This is a genomic window from Streptomyces sp. CY-1, assembly GCF_047218265.1.
Taxonomy (GTDB): Bacteria; Actinomycetota; Actinomycetes; order Streptomycetales; family Streptomycetaceae; genus Streptomyces; species Streptomyces niphimycinicus.
The window spans coordinates 7,964,678-7,980,481 of record NZ_CP178393.1 but is presented as its reverse complement, the minus strand read 5'-3'; the positions used below and the strand labels follow the sequence as shown (position 1 = coordinate 7,980,481).

Genomic DNA, 15,804 nt, shown 5'->3' with positions numbered 1-15,804 from the left:
GGATCAGCTCTTGGCCGCGGCGGTCTTGGCCGCCTTCGCCCCGGTCTTGGCCGCCGGGGCGGCCACGGCCTTCGCCGGTGCGGCGTCGGTCACGCCCGCGGCACCAGCCGCGTCCGCGGTGGGTGCCGCGGCCGCCGGGTCCTGGGGCCTGACTCCGATGCCGAGCTTTTCCTTGATCTTCCGCTCGATCTCATTGGCGAGATCGGGGTTGTCCTTCAGGAAGTTGCGGGCGTTCTCCTTGCCCTGGCCGAGCTGGTCGCCCTCGTAGGTGTACCAGGCACCGGACTTGCGGACGAAGCCGTGCTCGACGCCCATGTCGATCAGACCGCCCTCACGGCTGATGCCCTGGCCGTAGAGGATGTCGAACTCGGCCTGCTTGAAGGGCGGCGCGACCTTGTTCTTGACGACCTTGACGCGAGTGCGGTTGCCGACCGCGTCGGTGCCGTCCTTGAGGGTCTCGATGCGGCGGATGTCGATGCGCACCGACGCGTAGAACTTCAGCGCCCGGCCACCGGTCGTGGTCTCCGGGGAGCCGAACATCACGCCGATCTTCTCGCGGAGCTGGTTGATGAAGATCGCGGTGGTCTTGGACTGGTTGAGCGCGCTGGTGATCTTACGGAGCGCCTGGCTCATCAGCCGGGCCTGGAGGCCGACGTGGGAGTCGCCCATCTCGCCCTCGATCTCCGCGCGCGGCACCAGGGCGGCGACGGAGTCGATGACGATGAGGTCGAGGGCGCCGGAGCGGACCAGCATGTCCACGATCTCGAGCGCCTGCTCGCCGTTGTCCGGCTGGGACAGGATCAGGGAGTCGGTGTCCACGCCCAGCTTCTGCGCGTAGTCCGGGTCGAGGGCGTGCTCGGCGTCCACGAAGGCCACGGTGCCGCCGGCCCGCTGGGCATTGGCCACCGCGTGCAGGGTCAGGGTCGTCTTACCGGAGGACTCGGGGCCGTAGACCTCGACCACCCGGCCGCGCGGCAGACCGCCGACACCGAGGGCGACATCGAGAGCGGTCGATCCGGTGGGGATGACCTCGACCGGCTCGTTTGGCCGATCGCCCATGCGCATCACGGCGCCCTTGCCGAATTGCCGTTCAATCTGTGCGAGCGCGGCGTCGAGCGCCTTCTCGCGGTCGGTTCCTGCCATGGGTCCCACCCGGTTTGCTTGAGTCGATCGCTTCACGTCCATGACGCTAGCGCCTGCCACTGACAAGCGACCCAGACGTCCTCGGCCTGTGGATAACCTGCCGGACCTCCATAAGAATGGATGTTCGATTTTTGTGTCAACTACGCCGCGCCAACGCGGCGCGCATCCGCGCGAGGGCCGACATGCCGCGCCGCCGCGTGCGCCCGTGCACCCGCAGATCGTCGGTCACGTCATAGCGCTTGATGTACGCGCCGAGGAACGCCTGGAGCGTCGCGGTCGCCGGAATCGCGATCAGCGCGCCCACCGCGCCCAGCAGCGCGGTGCCGGCTATCACCGATCCGAAGGAGACGGCCGGGTGGATGTCCACCGTCCTGGCGGTGATCCTCGGCTGGAGCAGATAGTTCTCGAACTGCTGGTAGATCACGACGAAGATCAGGACCCACAGCGCGTACCAGGGGTCGATGGTGAACGCGATCAGCATCGGCAGCGCCCCGGCCAGATAGGTGCCGATGGTCGGGATGAACTGCGAGATCAGCCCCACCCAGACGGCGAGCGCCGGGGCGTAGGGCACGCCCAGGGCCTCCAGCAGGATGTAGTGGGCGATACCGGAGATCAGCGCCATCAGCCCGCGGGAGTAGATGTAGCCGCCGGTCTTGGCGACCGCGATCTCCCAGGCGCGCAACACCTCGACCTGCCGGGTCGGCGGCAGCACCGAGCACAGCGCGCGGCGCAGCCGGGGCCCGTCGGCGGCGAAGTAGAAGGCGAACAGGGTCACCGTCAGCGTCTTGAACAACCCGCCGAGCACCTGTGCGGAGACGTCCAGCACATTGTCGGCGCTGTTCTTGACGTAGCTCTGGAGCCAGTCGGAGTGCACCAGGCTGTCCTGGATCTCCAGCCGCGACAGATGGGTGTGGAACGTGTCGTTGATCCACCTGACGACATTGTCGAGGTACTGCGGGAAGTCCTGGACCATGGTGATGATCTGATCGGCGAGCATCGAGCCGAGCAGGGTGAAGAAGCCCGCGGTGCCGATGAGGATGGCGAGAAAGACCAGCCCCGTGGCCAGCCCTCGGCGCATGCCGCGGGCGGCCATCCGGTCCACGGCCGGTTCGATCGCGAGCGCCAGGAAGAACGCGATCAGGATGTTCAGCAGCAGCCCGGTGAGCTGATCGAAGGCCCAGGTCGCAAGGCGGTAACAGGCCACCAGCGCGAGTGCGAGCACCATGGCGCGCGGCAGCCAGCGCGGCATGCGCGCGTCGGGTTGCGGGGAATCCGAGGAGGCCCGAGCGGCGCTCGGGGTGTCGTCGGCGTCGGAGGGGAGGGTCTCTTCGGTCGGGGCCACGGAGCAAGTGTGGCGTACACCGGACGAAGAAATCCGGCCACCCCGGGAAGCCGGTGCACCCGCAGCGGCCGGAGGGTCGCTCAGCGCCTGCTCTCGGGGATCTCCATCGCGGCGCAGACCGCGCGCCAGACGTCCTTGGCCTCCCAGCCGTCCGTCAGCGCCTCGTGCACCGTCCGGCCGCCGAGTTGCGACATCACATGATCGCGCGCGAAGGAGTCGGCGTACGCCTCGCCGAAGTGATCCGCCATTCGCTGCCAGAAGTCCGTCAACCGCATGCGACCAGTATCGCGCTCCCGGGGGTGCACCCAGGCGTGAGCCCCCTACCGACCGTGTCCCGCGGCCTACGGTCTGTCCATGGATCGATCCGCAAGCCTCCCCTCCTCGCCCTCCCTGCCCACGCCCGGGTCCGCCGAGCCGGCTCAGCCGGCCGAGTCCTCCGCGCTCGCCCGCGCCGAGCGGTTCGTCTGGCTGACCGCCCGGGTGCTGGAGCAGCGCAGATTCGCGTATCACTTCCTGGGCGGCGGCGCCGAGGCGGTCGAGACCGCGCTGGCCGCGTATCTGGGGCCCGACGGGGGCTACGGCCATGCGCTGGAGCCGGATCTGCGCGGCCCGGTGAGCCAGCCGCCGCATGCCGTGCACGCCTTACGGGTGCTCGATGGGATCGGGCGCTGCGGCGGGCAGCGGGTGGAGCGCCTGTGCCGCTATCTGACGTCCGTGTCCACCCCGGACGGCGCGCTGCCCGTCTGCCACCCCTCGCTGCGCGGCTATCCGGCGGCCCCCTGGGTCCCGTCGGGGGACGATCCGCGCAGTGATCTGCTGACCACCGGGCCGGTGGTGGGGCTGCTGCACCGTAACGAGGTGTGGCATGCGTGGCTCTTCCGGGCCACGGACTTCTGCTGGGCGGCGGTCGCCGCCCTGGGGGAGAGCGGCGCGATGCCGCGTCCGTACGAGGTCGCGGCGGCCGTCGCCTTCCTCGACGGGGCGCCGGACCGGGCACGCGCCGAGGCGGCGGCCGAGCGGCTCGGCCGCCGGGTGCGGGAGGAGCGGCTGATCGCGCCGCCGGCCGCCCCCGAGCGCGCCGAGGACCGCCCCGTGCCGCAGGGGCAGTGCCCCGGTGAGCCCCTCCAGGTGCACGACATCGCCCGTACGCCCGGCTCGCTGGCACGCCGCTGGTTCACCGACGCCGAGCTGGAGCGGTCCCTGGACATGCTCGTGGCCGCGCAGCAGGAGGACGGCGGCTGGCCGCCGCACCGGCGCCCATGGGCGCCTGGGGCCTCGCTGGAGTGGCGGTCGGTGGTGACCGTCGAGGCGCTGCTGACGCTGCGGGCCTACGGACGGCGGATCTGAGCGCGGGCGTCCGCGGCGGTCACAGGGCCCGGACGCCGGCCGTGACGACGACGGCCACGGCGACCACCACCAGGAAGGGGGCGCGGAGCACCAGCGCGAGCGCCGCCGCCCCCACCCCGGCCGCCCTCGCGTCCAGGAGGAGGTGCTGCCCGTCGCTGAAGGTCTGCTGGGCGGTGAGGGCGGCGAGCAGGGCCACGGGCAGCAGGGCGGCCAGACGCCTGACGAGCGGGCGTTCCAGGACCCCGGCGGGCACCGAGAGGCCCAGCAGCTTGACGAGATAGCAGCCCACCGCGGTGACGCCGATGGCGATCCAGATGGTCATCGGCGCTCACCGGGCTCCGTGCCGCGCGACATCCGCCCGTGCACCGTAAGGACGACGGGGGCGGCGAGTGCCGCCACCAGGACCGGGACCCCGGCGGGCAGCACCGGCTGGCACAGCAGCACCAGCAGGACGCCGAGACCGGCCACCGCACGCTCGACGGTGCCGCTGAGCATGGGGGCCAGCAGGGCGAGGAAGACGGCGGGCCCGGCGGCGTCCAGGCCCCAGGCGTCGGTGTCGCCGAGCGCGGACGCCCCCAGGGCGCCGATCAGCGTGGTGAGGTTCCACAGGATGTACAGCGTCAGCCCGGTGATGGTGAACCCGAGACGCGCGGTGCGCCGGTCGGGCTGGGCGAGGGTGACGGCGGAGGTCTCGTCGATGACCCAGTGGGCGGCCAGGGGGCGCACCGCGCGCGGCAGTCCGAGGAGTCCGGACAGCCGCAGCCCGTAGAAGGCGTTGCGCACTCCGAGGAAGAACGCCCCGGCGGCGGCGGTGAACGGATTGCCGCCCGCCGCCAGCGCGCCCACGAGGGCGAACTGCGACGCCCCGGTGAAGACGAGCAGGCTGAGCGCACAGGTCTGGAGCAGGCCGAGCCCGGCGCCCGCCGACGTCACCCCGAAGGCGAAACCGGAGAGCCCTACAGCGACACCGACGCCCAGGGCGTCGCGGACAACGGCCGAGTCCGCCGGAGGTGCGGCGGAATCGGTTCGCATCTCTATCTGTTCTGACACACCGCGCACATTAGGAGAGCGCTTCGGATTCGGTCTTGTACGTTCTTGCGCGCTCCCGCCGGTAGGCGCCCGGTGGCACTCCCACGTTGCGGGTGAAGTGACGGTTCAGATGGGACTGGTCGGTGAAGCCGACGGCGACGGCCGCCTCGGCGGGCGCGGTCCCGGCGTCCAGCAGCAGCCGGGCCCTGCGGACCCGGGCGTCGGTCAGCCAGGTGTGCGGCGGCATCCCGTAGGCGGCGCGGAAGGCGCGCAGCAGGGCGAAGGGACCGGTCTCCAGCTCGGCCGCCAGCCGTTCCAGGGACGGCGGGTCGGCCATGCGCTCCTGGAGGATCGCGCGGGCGCGCGCCGCCCTTCGCGCACCCGCGGTGCGCGCCGTGCGCTCGGGGAGCGGGCCGCCATGGTCGCGCAGCAGCCGGGCGAGGGCGATGCGCAGCAGGCTGTCGGCGGCCAGCGCGTTGCCCTCCTCGGCGGCCCGGTGCACCGCGGTGACCAGCCGCGCGCTCTGGGGGTCGTCGACGGAGGGGATCCGGAACCCGGCCGTACCACGGAGCGTGGTCGTCTCGGCGGCGACACCGGCGACCAGGTCCGCGGCCGGGTACAGCACGCTGTACGCCCACCCCTCGGGCGCCCCGGCCCGCCCGGTGTGCGGTACCTCCGGATTGATGAGCGCGACCCCGCCGGGCCCGGTGCGCTCGACGGCACCGCGGTGGTGGAACTCCTCGACGCCCTCGGTGATCGCGGCGATCACGAAGGACTCATGGGTGTGCCATACGAAGGTCTTGTGGATATAGCGGGCCCGCAGCAGATCGACGCCCGGAAGCTGGGGGTACCGCCAGTGCCGCGCGCTCTCCCGGATTCCCATGGCACCATTGTGCGCCCCGCCCGGGCCCCCGCTGACCTGCGACTCCGTCCATTGTCAGTGGTCCGGTGCACGATGGAGGGCATGGCAGGCTCGGCGCTCGACGCATTCTCCCCGGCCACCCGCGGATGGTTCACGGGCGCCTTCACCGCGCCCACGCCCGCGCAGGAGGGTGCGTGGCGGGCGATCGGCGAGGGCTCGGACGTCCTGGTGGTCGCCCCCACCGGCTCGGGCAAGACCCTGGCCGCCTTCCTGGCGGCCCTGGACAGGCTGGCCGGTGAGCCGCCGCCCGCCGAGGCGAAGAAGCGCTGCCGGGTGCTGTATGTCTCCCCGCTGAAGGCCCTGGCGGTGGATGTCGAGCGCAATCTCCGCAGCCCGCTGACCGGTATCCGCCAGGAGGCGGTGCGGCTGGGCAGGCCCGAGCCGGAGATCCGGGTGGGCACCCGCTCGGGCGACACCCCGGCCGCCGAGCGCCGCGCCCTGGCCACCCGCCCGCCGGACATCCTCATCACCACCCCCGAGTCACTGTTCCTGATGCTCACCTCCGCCACCCGGGAGGCGCTGCGCGGGGTGGAGACCGTGATCCTGGACGAGGTCCACGCCGTCGCGGGGACGAAGCGGGGCGCCCATCTCGCCCTCTCCCTGGAGCGCCTCGACGAGCTGCTCGATCGCCCCGCCCGGCGCATCGGCCTGTCCGCGACCGTGCGGCCGGTGGACGAGGTGGCGCGGTTCCTGTCGCCGCGGCGCAAGGTGGAGATCGTCCAGCCGCCGTCGGGCAAGGAGTTCGACCTGTCGGTGGTCGTGCCCGTGGAGGATCTGGGCGAGTTGGGCGGCTCCCCCGCCCAGGAGGGCGAGGCAGGCGAGCGGCCGTCGATCTGGCCCCATGTGGAGGAGCGGATCACCGATCTCGTCCAGGCCCATCGCTCCACCATCGTCTTCGCCAACTCCCGGCGGCTGGCCGAGCGGCTTTGCAACCGGCTGAACGAGATCGCCTACGAGCGGGCCACCGGTGAGGCCCTGCCCGAGGACCACTCCCCCGCCGAGCTGATGGCCGAGGCCGGTGCGGCCCGCGGCGCGCCCCCGCTGCTGGCCCGCGCGCACCACGGCTCGGTATCCAAGGAGCAGCGGGCGCTGGTCGAGGAGGACCTCAAGGCCGGCCGGCTGCCCGCCGTCGTCGCCACCTCCAGCCTGGAGCTCGGCATCGACATGGGCGCGGTCGACCTGGTCGTCCAGGTCGAGTCGCCGCCCTCGGTGGCCTCCGGTCTGCAACGGGTGGGCCGGGCCGGCCACCAGGTGGGCGCGGTCTCCACCGGCGTCGTCTTCCCGAAGTACCGCGGGGATCTGGTGCAGGCCGCGGTGGTCACCGAGCGGATGCGCGAGGGGGCCATCGAATCGCTGCGGGTGCCCGCCAACCCGCTGGACGTGCTCGCCCAGCAGCTCATCGCCATCACCGCCATGGACACGTGGGACGTGGACGAGCTCCTGGCCCTGATCCGCCGCGCCGCACCGTTCGCCGCGCTCCCGGAGTCGGCGTACACCTCGGTCCTCGACATGCTCGCGGGCCGCTACCCCTCCGACGCCTTCGCGGAGTTGCGGCCGCGCCTGGTGTGGGACCGCGTCGCCCATACGGTCACCGGCCGCCCCGGGGCGCAGCGGCTCGCGGTGACCTCCGGCGGCACCATCCCCGATCGCGGGCTCTTCGGCGTCTTCCTGGCGGGCGCCGACCCCAAGAAGGGCGGCGGCAGGGTCGGCGAGCTCGACGAGGAGATGGTCTACGAGTCGCGGGTGGGCGATGTGTTCACCCTGGGCACCACCTCTTGGCGGATCGAGGACATCACCCGCGACCGGGTCCTGGTCTCCCCCGCCCCCGGCGTCCCCGGCCGGCTGCCGTTCTGGAAGGGCGACCAGCTCGGCCGCCCCCTGGAGCTGGGCCGAGCCCTGGGCGCGTTCCTGCGCGAGGTCGGCGCGCTGCCGCCCGAGGACGCCCGCCTGCGGCTGCTGGCCGCCGGTCTGGACGCCTGGGCCGCCGAGAACGTCATCGGGTACCTGGACGAGCAGCGCCGCGCCTGCGGGCATGTGCCGGACGACCGCACGATCGTGGTGGAGCGGTTCCGCGACGAGCTGGGCGACTGGCGGGTGGTGGTCCACTCCCCCTTCGGCGCGCAGGTCCACGCCCCCTGGGCGCTCGCCCTGGGCTCCCGCCTGTCCGAGCGGTACGGCATCGACGCCCAGGTCATGCACGCCGACGACGGCATCGTGCTGCGGCTGCCCGACGCCGATCTGATGGGTCTCGACCTCCTCGACGCCGACCCGATGCGCCAGGGCGCCGAGTACGACTCCGATCAGTCCCCGGTGGGCGCGGCCGATGTCGCCTTCGACAAGGGCGAGATCAACCAGATCGTCACCGACCAGGTCGGCGGCTCTGCGCTGTTCGCCTCCCGGTTCCGCGAATGCGCCGCCCGCGCGCTGCTGCTGCCCCGCCGCGACCCCGGCAAGCGCACCCCGCTGTGGCAGCAGCGCCAGCGCGCCGCGCAGCTCCTCCAAGTGGCGAGCGAGTTCGGCTCCTTCCCGATCGTCCTCGAAGCCGTCCGCGAATGCCTCCAGGACGTCTTCGACGTCCCCGGCCTCACCGAGCTGATGGGCGACATCGAGGCCCGCCGGGTCCGGCTGGTGGAGGTGACCACCCCCGAGCCGTCCCCCTTCGCCCGCTCGCTGCTCTTCGGCTATGTGGCGCAGTTCCTCTACGAGGGCGACTCCCCGCTCGCCGAGCGCCGCGCCGCCGCCCTCTCCCTCGACGCGCGGCTGCTGGCCGAGCTCCTGGGCCAGGCCGAGCTGCGCGAGCTGCTCGACGCCGACGTCCTGGCCGAGCTGGAGCACGAGCTTCAGTGGCTCACCGAGGACCGCCGGATCAAGGACGCCGAGGGCGTCGCCGACGTCCTCAGGCTGCTCGGCCCGCTCACCGCCGCCCAGTTGGCCGAGCGCGGTGCCGAGCCCGGATGGGCCGAGGACCTGGCCGGGGCCCGGCGCGCCATCCGGGTCCGGATCGCGGGCGAGGACCACTGGGCCGCGGTGGAGGACGCGGGGCGGCTGCGGGACGCACTCGGCACGGCCCTGCCGGTCGGCGTCCCCGAGGCGTTCACCGAACCGGTCAAGGATCCCCTGGGCGATCTGCTGGCCCGCTATGCCCGCACCCACGGCCCGTTCACCTCGGCGCAGGCCGCAGCCCGCTTCGGCCTCGGCGTGGCCGTCACGGAGGGCGCCCTGCACCGGCTGGCCGCCGACGGCCGCGTCGTCCAAGGCGAATTCCATCCCTCAGGCATCGGCCAGGAATGGTGCGACGCCACCGTGCTGCGCAGGCTGCGGCGCCGCTCCCTGGCCGCGCTGCGCCATGAGCTGGAGCCCGTGCCGCCCTCGGCGCTCGCCGCGTTCCTCCCGCAGTGGCAGCATCTGGGCACCCACAGCCTGCGCGGTATCGACGGGCTGGTGCGCGCGATCGAGCAGCTCCAGGGGGCGCCCGTGCCCGCCTCCGCCCTGGAGAAGCTGGTCCTGCCGTCCCGGGTGAGCGATTACGCCCCCACGATGCTCGACGAGCTCGCCGCCTCCGGGGAGGTCGTCTGGGCCGGGGCGGGAGCGCTGCCGGGGAAGGACGGCTGGGTCACCCTGCATCTGGCCGACACCGCCCCGCTGCTGCTCCACACCCCGCACCCCCTTGAGGCGGGCCCCCTCCACCAGGCCGTCCTCGACTCCCTGGCCGGGGGGTACGGGCTGTTCTTCCGCCAGATCGCCGAGCAGGCCCGCGCCGCCGGGCACGAGTTCCAGGACCCCCAGCTCGCCGAGGCTCTGTGGGACCTGGTCTGGTCCGGCCGGGTCACCGGCGACACCCTGGCCCCGCTGCGCTCACTGCTGGGCTCGGGCCGTACGGCGGGCTCCACCGCCCATCGCGCCAAGCGCGCGGTCCCCCGGGGGCGCTACGGCGGCCTCACGGGCCGCACCGGCCGTCCCACGGCATCGCGCAACGGCCCGCCCACCGTCGCCGGGCGCTGGTCCCTGCTGCCGGAGCGCGAGCCCGAGCCCACCCACCGCGCCCACGCCCTGGCCCGCACCCTGCTCGACCGGCACGGCGTCGTCACCCGCGGGGCGGTCGCCGCCGAGGGGGTCGAGGGCGGCTTCTCCGCCGCCTACCGGGTGCTGTCCGCCTTCGAGGAGACCGGCCAGGCGCGCCGCGGCTATGTGGTCGAGGGTCTCGGCGCCGCCCAGTTCGCGATGGACGGCGCGGTGGACCGGCTGCGCGCGGTCAGCACGGCCCGCGACCGCACGGCGGCCCCCGCCTTCGACGGGCAGCGGGGGCAGTCCCGGCGCGCCTTCGTGCTCGCCTCGGCCGACCCCGCCAATGCCTATGGCGCCGCGCTCCCCTGGCCCGATCCGCCCGCGGACGCGGGCCACCGGCCGGGCCGTAAGGCGGGGGCGATGGTGGTGCTCGTCGACGGAGAGCTGGCGCTCTACATGGAGCGGGGCGGCAAGACCCTGCTCGCCTGGCCCTCGGGCGAGGCCGAGGCCGCCTCCCCCGAGGACGACGCCCGGCTGCGGACGGCGGTGGAGTCGCTGGCCGAGTCCGCCCGCGCGGGTGCGCTCGGCTCCGTCACCGTCGAGCGCGTCAACGGCGTCCAGGCGCTCTCGTCCCCGATCGGCAAGCTCCTGGAATCGGCGGGCTTCCACCCGACCCCGCGGGGCTTCCGGCTGCGTCCCTGACCAGCAAGCAAGGCCCTCGGCACCATGCAGCACCATGGAGCGCCCCTCGTGGCGCCCTTGATCCAACGGGGGCTCCGCACCGGACGGAGACGGAGCGCTCCCACCTGCCCGCGCCCACCGGCATCATGGATGCCATGCCCGAAGGAGACACCGTCTGGCAGACCGCACAGCGCCTTCACCGGGCCCTCGCCGGTTCTCCGCTCATCCGCAGTGACCTGCGCGTCCCCCGCCTGGCGACCGCCGACCTCACCGGCCGCCGGGTCCTCGAGGTCGTCCCGCGCGGCAAGCATCTGCTGACCCGCCTCGAGGGCGGGCTGACCCTCCACTCCCATCTGCGGATGGACGGATCCTGGCAGGTGTACGGGCCGGGCGAGCGATGGCGTGGCGGCCCGCACCACCAGATCCGGGCCATCCTGGCCACCGCCGCCCATACCGCCGTCGGCTACCGCCTCCCCGTCCTCGAACTGCTCCGCACCGGCGACGAGGACAAGGTCGTCGGCCATCTCGGCCCCGATCTCCTCGGCCCCGACTGGGATCCGGACGAGGCGCTGCGCCGACTGCTCGCCGATCCGTCCCGGCCTCTGGGCGAAGCGCTGCTGGACCAGCGGAACCTCGCCGGGATCGGCAATGTCTACAAGTCCGAGCTGTGCTTCGTACTGCGTGTCTCGCCCTGGCTGCCGATCGGCGAGGTGTCCTCCCCCGAGCGCCTGGTCGTTCAAGCCAAGAAGCTGCTGGAGGCCAACAGGAACCGGCGCGCCCGGGTCACCACGGCCGAGCCGCGCCCCGACCGCCGGCTGTGGGTGTACGGGCGCCCGGGGCGGCCCTGTCTGCGCTGCGGTACGCCGGTGCGCGCCGCCGACCAGGGCCGTGCGGGTCAGGAGCGCTCGACCTTCTGGTGCCCGAGCTGCCAGGCGGGACCGCAGGGGCCCGCCCCGCCCTGACGCGGAGGGCCTCCCCCACGGGCACCGCCCCTTCTGGGCGAGGGACCGCAGTGCACCGGCAGCAGGCTCAGCCCCCAGCCGCCGACCGCTAACGCCCCCTCCACCGGCCCGGCCTCTCCCGGCTGTATCGCCAGCCGCAGCACGGACCACCACCAGACTCCGCCCAGAGCGAGCGCGAGCACCCAGCGGACCGGCCTGAGGCCCTGGGCGTCGGCCCCTCCGACGGCTGCCATGACTGCCTCCTTCGGCGACGCTAGACGCCTGTTCGCATACGGCGGGAGGGCGCACAGGAAGCACGTCGGCGCGTGTCGGACACTCGCGATCCCCCCAGTGTGCCCAGCCGGGCCAAACTGCGCACCCAGAGCGGGCCGTCGAGCCGAAACACCAGGTCGAAGGGGCGGAAAAGAAAATCGCCCGGCGGCGGGACGGGCCGACCATTCCGGTCGTCCGCCCCGAAGCCGGGCCGGCGCCCGTCCCGGTGCCCGGTCGGCCTCGGCACGGCGAGGCCCGGCTCAGCGCCTCGAAGCCTCAACCGGCGCCTCAGCCCGCCCGAGGCCCGGCTCAGCGCCTCAGGCTCGATGGCCGCCGTTCTCGGCCTGGAACATCCAGTGGTGCTTCTCCAGGTCACGGGTGACCTCGATGAGAATGTCCTGGGTCACCGGGTCCGGTTCGTCGGTCGCGCGGATCCGCTCCCGCATCCGCGCGATCACCGCTCCAAGGGTGTCCACGAGCGTGCGGATGGCCTGGGTGTCATCGGTCCAGCCGTCCTTGACCGTGTCGACACCGCTGGTCGCGGCGACCGTCTGAGCCCGTCCGTCCGGCGCCACCCCGAGCGCCGAGGCCCGCTCCGCCACCGTGTCGGCATGATCCCTGGTCGTCGCCACGACCTCGTCGAGCTGCAAATGGATCGTGCGGAATCGCGGGCCCACGACCGTCCAGTGGATCTGCTTGCCCACCAGGTGGAGGTCGACCAGATCGACGAGGGCGCCTTGCAGCGCGTCAGCGACGACCTTGAGGTGTTCCTCCGGCAGCGGGCTCCTCACCACAGACATCCGGTTCCTCCTGTTCGACCGTTTGGCCCCTCTTGATTACTTCTCCTCATGTGGGGTGACCCGAATCCGGCCGGACAAACATCGAGGCCCCGGCCGGTATGGCTACCGGCCGGGGCCTCGAAGAACTCTGGTCAGGCCCTCAGGCCGCCACCACGTCCACGGCTTCCTTGGGGGACTTGATGGTCACCCGCTCCTCCGGAACGCCCGTCACGGACGTCACAGAGACGGGATTGAGCACGGGCCGCATGGGCGCCGGGACCTTCTCGGTGGTGGACGCGGCCGACTCGGCCAGTTCGGCGAGCGACAGCTCGTCGCTGACCTCACGCATGACCTGCGACATCCGCACCTCAAGGGCGTCGCAGATCGCCGACAGCAGCTCGGACGAGGCTTCCTTCTGGCCGCGCTCGACCTCTGACAGATAGCCGAGCGACACCCGGGCGGAGGAGGAAACCTCGCGCAGAGTACGGCCCTGGCGCTGGCGCTGCCGGCGCAGCACGTCACCCAGCAGGCGACGGAGCAGAATCATCGCTGGCTCCCTCCTCGGACCTCGGATCCGGATCCTTCACGCCCCACCGTACCGCCTCGGGCTGCGCCCGTGCGGGGAGCGATGTCGTGTTCACTCAGGGCTGCAAACATCAAAACTCGTCGTGTTGTTCCGTATCCTTTGCCCCTGCCGTCGCGATCAATTCGCTGAACAGCAGCTTGACTGTGGCGCGGACGGTCTGCCCGCGAATTCCGGCACGGTCTCCTTCGAGCCGCAGCGCCGCCGCGGCCACCGCCTCCGAGGGCCCCGCGACCGCCACATGAACGGTGCCCACGGGCTGGCCGTCCTGCGGTGTGGGACCGGCCACACCGGTGGTGGCCACGCCCCAGTCCGTGCCCAGCACACGCCGTACGCCGCGGGCCATCTGCCGGGCCACCTCGGCGTCGACCGCGCCGCGCTCGGCCAGCAGGGCCCCGTCCACGCCCAGCAGCTCGTGCTTGAGGTCGGTGGCGTACGCCGTCACCGAGCCGCGGAAGGAGCGGGAGGCGCCGTCCACCGCGGTCAGCTCGGCCGCCACCAGCCCGCCGGTGAGCGATTCGGCGACGGCCAGGGTCTGCCCGCGCCGCTCCAGCAGCGCCAGCACCTCGGCCGCCGTCCCGTCGCCGCTCACCTCGTGGCCTCCTCCGCCGCCCGGCCCGCCCGGCGCAGCACGATCGCCTGCCGGACGTAGTCGAGGCCGGTGACCACCGTAAGGATCACGGCCACGGCCATCACCCAGAACCGCAGCGTGGCCAGCGGCCCGGTGAGCGCCAGGATGTACATCCCGACGGCGGTGCCCTGCGCGAGCGTCTTCAGCTTTCCGCCCCGGCTGGCCGGAATGACCCCGATCCGGATCACCCAGAACCGCATCAGTGTGATTCCGATCTCACGGAAGAGGATCACCCCCGTCACCCACCAGGGAAGGTCGGACAGGGCCGACAGACAGATCAGCGCCGCGCCCATGATCGCCTTGTCCGCGATCGGATCGGCGATCTTCCCGAAGTCGGTGACCAGGTTGTACCGGCGGGCCAGATGACCGTCGAAGAGATCGGTGATCATGGCGATGGCGAACGCCGCCCAGGCGACGGAGCGCCACGCCGGGTCGTACCCGCCATTGTGCAGCATCAACAACACAAACCCGGGCACCAGGAGCAGCCGCACCATGGTGAGGATATTGGCGATGTTCCACAAACCGGCGGGCCCGACAGCGGCCGCCGGGCGGCGGTGACCTCCCGCGGCGGAGGCCGGGACACCCGTCATCTGTCCGCCTTCCCGGTGGGCTCTCCGCCACCCTGCCGCTCCAGCGGCTCAAGCGGCTCCGCGACGAGGTCCACTCCCTCCGTCGCGATCACCTTCGCTTCGACCATACGGCCCACCTCCGGCTCCCCGTCGGTGCTGAGCAGCGTCTGGCCATCGGTCTCCGGCGCCTGGTGGGCGCCACGGCCCAGGACTGCCCCGGTGTCGTCGATCTCCTCCACCAGCACCTCGACGACCTCGCCGAGCCGCTCCTCCGCCCGCTGGGCGGTCAGCTCCTCCGCGAGCCGCGAGACGCGCTCCAGGCGCTCGGCGACCACCTCGGGGTCGACCTTGTTCTCATAACCGGCCGCTTCGGTGCCGTCCTCGTCCGAGTACCCGAAGACGCCGATGGCGTCCAGCCGCGCCTCACTGAGGAAGCGCTCCAGCTCCGCCAGGTCGTCCTCGCTCTCGCCGGGGAAGCCGACGATGAAGTTCGACCGGGCGCCGGCCTGCGGCGCCTTGCCTCTGATGGTCTCGAGCAGCTCCAGGAACCGGTCGGTGTCGCCGAAGCGGCGCATGGCGCGCAGCACCCCGGGCGCCGAGTGCTGGAAGGACAGGTCGAAGTACGGCGCGACCTTCTCGGTCGAGGTGAGCACGTCGATCAGCCCGGGACGCATCTCGGCGGGCTGTAGATAGCTGACCCGGATCCGCTCGATGCCGTCCACCGCGGCCAGCTCCGGCAGCAGCGTCTCCAGCAGCCGGATGTCCCCGAGGTCCTTGCCGTACGAGGTGTTGTTCTCGGAGACCAGCATGATCTCCTTCACCCCCTGCTCGGCCAGCCAGCGGGTCTCGCCCAGCACATCGGAGGGGCGGCGCGAGATGAAGGAGCCGCGGAAGGACGGGATGGCGCAGAACGAGCAGCGCCGGTCGCAGCCGGAGGCCAGCTTCACCGAGGCCACCGGGCTGCTGTCCAGTCTGCGGCGCAGCGGGGCCCGCGGCCCGGAGGCCGGGGCCACCCCCTCGGGCAGGTCCTCGGGCGCGGTGTCCTGGGCGTGGCCGGGCAGTGCCACCGAGGCGGCGTCCTGCCGCTCGGCCGGGCTGATCGGCAGCAGCTTGCGGCGGTCGCGAGGGGTGTGGGAGGCGTGGACGCCACCGGCGAGGATGGTCCGCAGGCGGTCGGAGATATCGGCGTAGTCGTCGAAGCCGAGCACTCCGTCGGCCTCGGGCAGCGCCTCCGCCAGCTCCTTGCCGTACCGCTCGGCCATGCAGCCGACGGCCACCACGGCCTGGGTGCGGCCGTGGTCCTTCAGATCGTTCGCCTCCAGCAGGGCGTCGACCGAGTCCTTCTTGGCGGCCTCCACGAAGCCACAGGTGTTGACGACGGCGACGTCCGCCTCGGTGGCTTCCTCGACGAGCTCCCAGCCGTCCGCCGCCAAGCGGCCTGCGAGCTCCTCCGAGTCCACCTCGTTACGGGCGCAGCCAAGGGTGACAAGGGCGACGGTGCGGCGTTCGGGCATGGGGTCAGACTACTTCGTCCCCACGACAGCCTCCGCTGGCAGGGC

At 72.6% G+C, this 15,804-nt stretch carries 15 protein-coding genes; 3 read left to right on the top strand and 12 right to left on the bottom strand.

Annotated features, from left to right (window positions below):
* Positions 1–3 precede the first annotated feature (3 nt).
* The 3 genes from recA to ACK1X7_RS34325 all read right to left on the bottom strand — a co-directional run bounded on the left by recA (position 4) and on the right by ACK1X7_RS34325 (position 2,760).
* Complete coding sequence (recA, locus tag ACK1X7_RS34335; RefSeq protein ID WP_361494182.1) at positions 4–1,143, bottom strand: recombinase RecA; 1,140 nt, start codon at positions 1,141–1,143, stop codon at positions 4–6.
* A gap of 136 nt (positions 1,144–1,279) precedes the next feature.
* Positions 1,280–2,485, bottom strand: coding sequence for an AI-2E family transporter (locus ACK1X7_RS34330; RefSeq protein WP_385146324.1), 1,206 nt, complete (start codon positions 2,483–2,485; stop codon positions 1,280–1,282).
* 80 nt (positions 2,486–2,565) lie between these two features.
* The gene (locus ACK1X7_RS34325) at positions 2,566–2,760 is read right to left on the bottom strand and encodes a DUF3046 domain-containing protein (protein ID WP_014055336.1); all 195 of its coding nucleotides are present in this window, start codon (positions 2,758–2,760) and stop codon (positions 2,566–2,568) included.
* Between the two features lie 79 nt (positions 2,761–2,839).
* Here ACK1X7_RS34325 and ACK1X7_RS34320 point away from each other — a divergent pair, with 79 nt between their 5' ends.
* Positions 2,840–3,832, top strand: coding sequence for a hypothetical protein (locus tag ACK1X7_RS34320; protein WP_398159932.1), 993 nt, complete (start codon positions 2,840–2,842; stop codon positions 3,830–3,832).
* A gap of 19 nt (positions 3,833–3,851) precedes the next feature.
* Here ACK1X7_RS34320 and ACK1X7_RS34315 read toward each other — a convergent pair whose 3' ends face one another.
* Genes ACK1X7_RS34315 through ACK1X7_RS34305 form a run of 3 tightly spaced genes read right to left on the bottom strand, consistent with a single transcriptional unit; the run spans position 3,852 to position 5,744 of the window.
* Positions 3,852–4,154 (bottom strand): AzlD domain-containing protein, encoded by a 303-nt coding sequence (locus ACK1X7_RS34315; protein WP_385146328.1) that lies wholly within the window; start codon positions 4,152–4,154, stop codon positions 3,852–3,854.
* Positions 4,151–4,864 (bottom strand): AzlC family ABC transporter permease, encoded by a 714-nt coding sequence (locus tag ACK1X7_RS34310; RefSeq protein WP_385146353.1) that lies wholly within the window; start codon positions 4,862–4,864, stop codon positions 4,151–4,153. Before ACK1X7_RS34310 ends, ACK1X7_RS34315 begins: the two co-directional genes overlap by 4 nt.
* Positions 4,865–4,892: 28 nt before the next feature.
* Positions 4,893–5,744 carry an AraC family transcriptional regulator gene (locus ACK1X7_RS34305; protein ID WP_385146330.1) on the bottom strand — a complete coding sequence of 284 codons (852 nt, stop codon included), beginning with the start codon at positions 5,742–5,744 and terminating at the stop codon, positions 4,893–4,895.
* Between the two features lie 81 nt (positions 5,745–5,825).
* On the opposite strand from ACK1X7_RS34305, the gene ACK1X7_RS34300 reads away from it, so the two are divergent.
* Together ACK1X7_RS34300 and ACK1X7_RS34295 are read left to right on the top strand one after the other, a co-directional pair.
* Positions 5,826–10,490 carry an ATP-dependent helicase gene (locus ACK1X7_RS34300; protein WP_385146332.1) on the top strand — a complete coding sequence of 1,555 codons (4,665 nt, stop codon included), beginning with the start codon at positions 5,826–5,828 and terminating at the stop codon, positions 10,488–10,490.
* Between the two features lie 134 nt (positions 10,491–10,624).
* Positions 10,625–11,431 (top strand): Fpg/Nei family DNA glycosylase, encoded by an 807-nt coding sequence (locus tag ACK1X7_RS34295; RefSeq protein WP_385146334.1) that lies wholly within the window; start codon positions 10,625–10,627, stop codon positions 11,429–11,431.
* Here ACK1X7_RS34295 and ACK1X7_RS34290 read toward each other — a convergent pair.
* The 6 genes from ACK1X7_RS34290 to rimO all read right to left on the bottom strand — a co-directional run bounded on the left by ACK1X7_RS34290 (position 11,365) and on the right by rimO (position 15,759).
* Positions 11,365–11,664: a hypothetical protein gene (locus ACK1X7_RS34290; RefSeq protein WP_385146336.1), complete on the bottom strand. Its 300-nt coding sequence runs from the start codon at positions 11,662–11,664 to the stop codon at positions 11,365–11,367. The genes ACK1X7_RS34295 and ACK1X7_RS34290 overlap by 67 nt on opposite strands.
* Positions 11,665–12,000: 336 nt before the next feature.
* Positions 12,001–12,483, bottom strand: a complete 483-nt coding sequence (locus tag ACK1X7_RS34285) for a Dps family protein (RefSeq protein ID WP_385146338.1) — start codon at positions 12,481–12,483, stop codon at positions 12,001–12,003.
* A 139-nt stretch (positions 12,484–12,622) separates the two neighbouring features.
* Entirely contained in the window at positions 12,623–13,009 is a 387-nt protein-coding gene (locus ACK1X7_RS34280; RefSeq protein ID WP_014055327.1) for a helix-turn-helix domain-containing protein, read from the bottom strand.
* Positions 13,010–13,118: 109 nt separating this feature from the next.
* Complete coding sequence (locus tag ACK1X7_RS34275) at positions 13,119–13,637, bottom strand: CinA family protein (RefSeq protein WP_385146340.1); 519 nt, start codon at positions 13,635–13,637, stop codon at positions 13,119–13,121.
* Positions 13,634–14,266: a CDP-diacylglycerol--glycerol-3-phosphate 3-phosphatidyltransferase gene (gene pgsA, locus ACK1X7_RS34270; protein ID WP_385146342.1), complete on the bottom strand. Its 633-nt coding sequence runs from the start codon at positions 14,264–14,266 to the stop codon at positions 13,634–13,636. Before pgsA ends, ACK1X7_RS34275 begins: the two co-directional genes overlap by 4 nt.
* Positions 14,263–15,759 carry a 30S ribosomal protein S12 methylthiotransferase RimO gene (gene rimO, locus ACK1X7_RS34265; RefSeq protein WP_413116095.1) on the bottom strand — a complete coding sequence of 499 codons (1,497 nt, stop codon included), beginning with the start codon at positions 15,757–15,759 and terminating at the stop codon, positions 14,263–14,265. Before rimO ends, pgsA begins: the two co-directional genes overlap by 4 nt.
* Between the last annotated feature and the right edge of the window lie 45 nt (positions 15,760–15,804).

Coding starts and splice junctions, on each gene's coding strand:
- ACK1X7_RS34305 (WP_385146330.1), bottom strand. CDS start 5,744: ATGGGAATCCGGGAGAGCGCGCGGCACTGGCGGTACCCCCAGCTTCCG.
- pgsA (WP_385146342.1), bottom strand. CDS start 14,266: ATGACGGGTGTCCCGGCCTCCGCCGCGGGAGGTCACCGCCGCCCGGCG.
- ACK1X7_RS34310 (WP_385146353.1), bottom strand. CDS start 4,864: ATGCGAACCGATTCCGCCGCACCTCCGGCGGACTCGGCCGTTGTCCGC.
- recA (WP_361494182.1), bottom strand. CDS start 1,143: ATGGCAGGAACCGACCGCGAGAAGGCGCTCGACGCCGCGCTCGCACAG.
- ACK1X7_RS34290 (WP_385146336.1), bottom strand. CDS start 11,664: ATGGCAGCCGTCGGAGGGGCCGACGCCCAGGGCCTCAGGCCGGTCCGC.
- ACK1X7_RS34280 (WP_014055327.1), bottom strand. CDS start 13,009: ATGATTCTGCTCCGTCGCCTGCTGGGTGACGTGCTGCGCCGGCAGCGC.
- ACK1X7_RS34295 (WP_385146334.1), top strand. CDS start 10,625: ATGCCCGAAGGAGACACCGTCTGGCAGACCGCACAGCGCCTTCACCGG.
- ACK1X7_RS34325 (WP_014055336.1), bottom strand. CDS start 2,760: ATGCGGTTGACGGACTTCTGGCAGCGAATGGCGGATCACTTCGGCGAG.
- ACK1X7_RS34285 (WP_385146338.1), bottom strand. CDS start 12,483: ATGTCTGTGGTGAGGAGCCCGCTGCCGGAGGAACACCTCAAGGTCGTC.
- ACK1X7_RS34315 (WP_385146328.1), bottom strand. CDS start 4,154: ATGACCATCTGGATCGCCATCGGCGTCACCGCGGTGGGCTGCTATCTC.
- ACK1X7_RS34320 (WP_398159932.1), top strand. CDS start 2,840: ATGGATCGATCCGCAAGCCTCCCCTCCTCGCCCTCCCTGCCCACGCCC.
- rimO (WP_413116095.1), bottom strand. CDS start 15,759: ATGCCCGAACGCCGCACCGTCGCCCTTGTCACCCTTGGCTGCGCCCGT.
- ACK1X7_RS34300 (WP_385146332.1), top strand. CDS start 5,826: ATGGCAGGCTCGGCGCTCGACGCATTCTCCCCGGCCACCCGCGGATGG.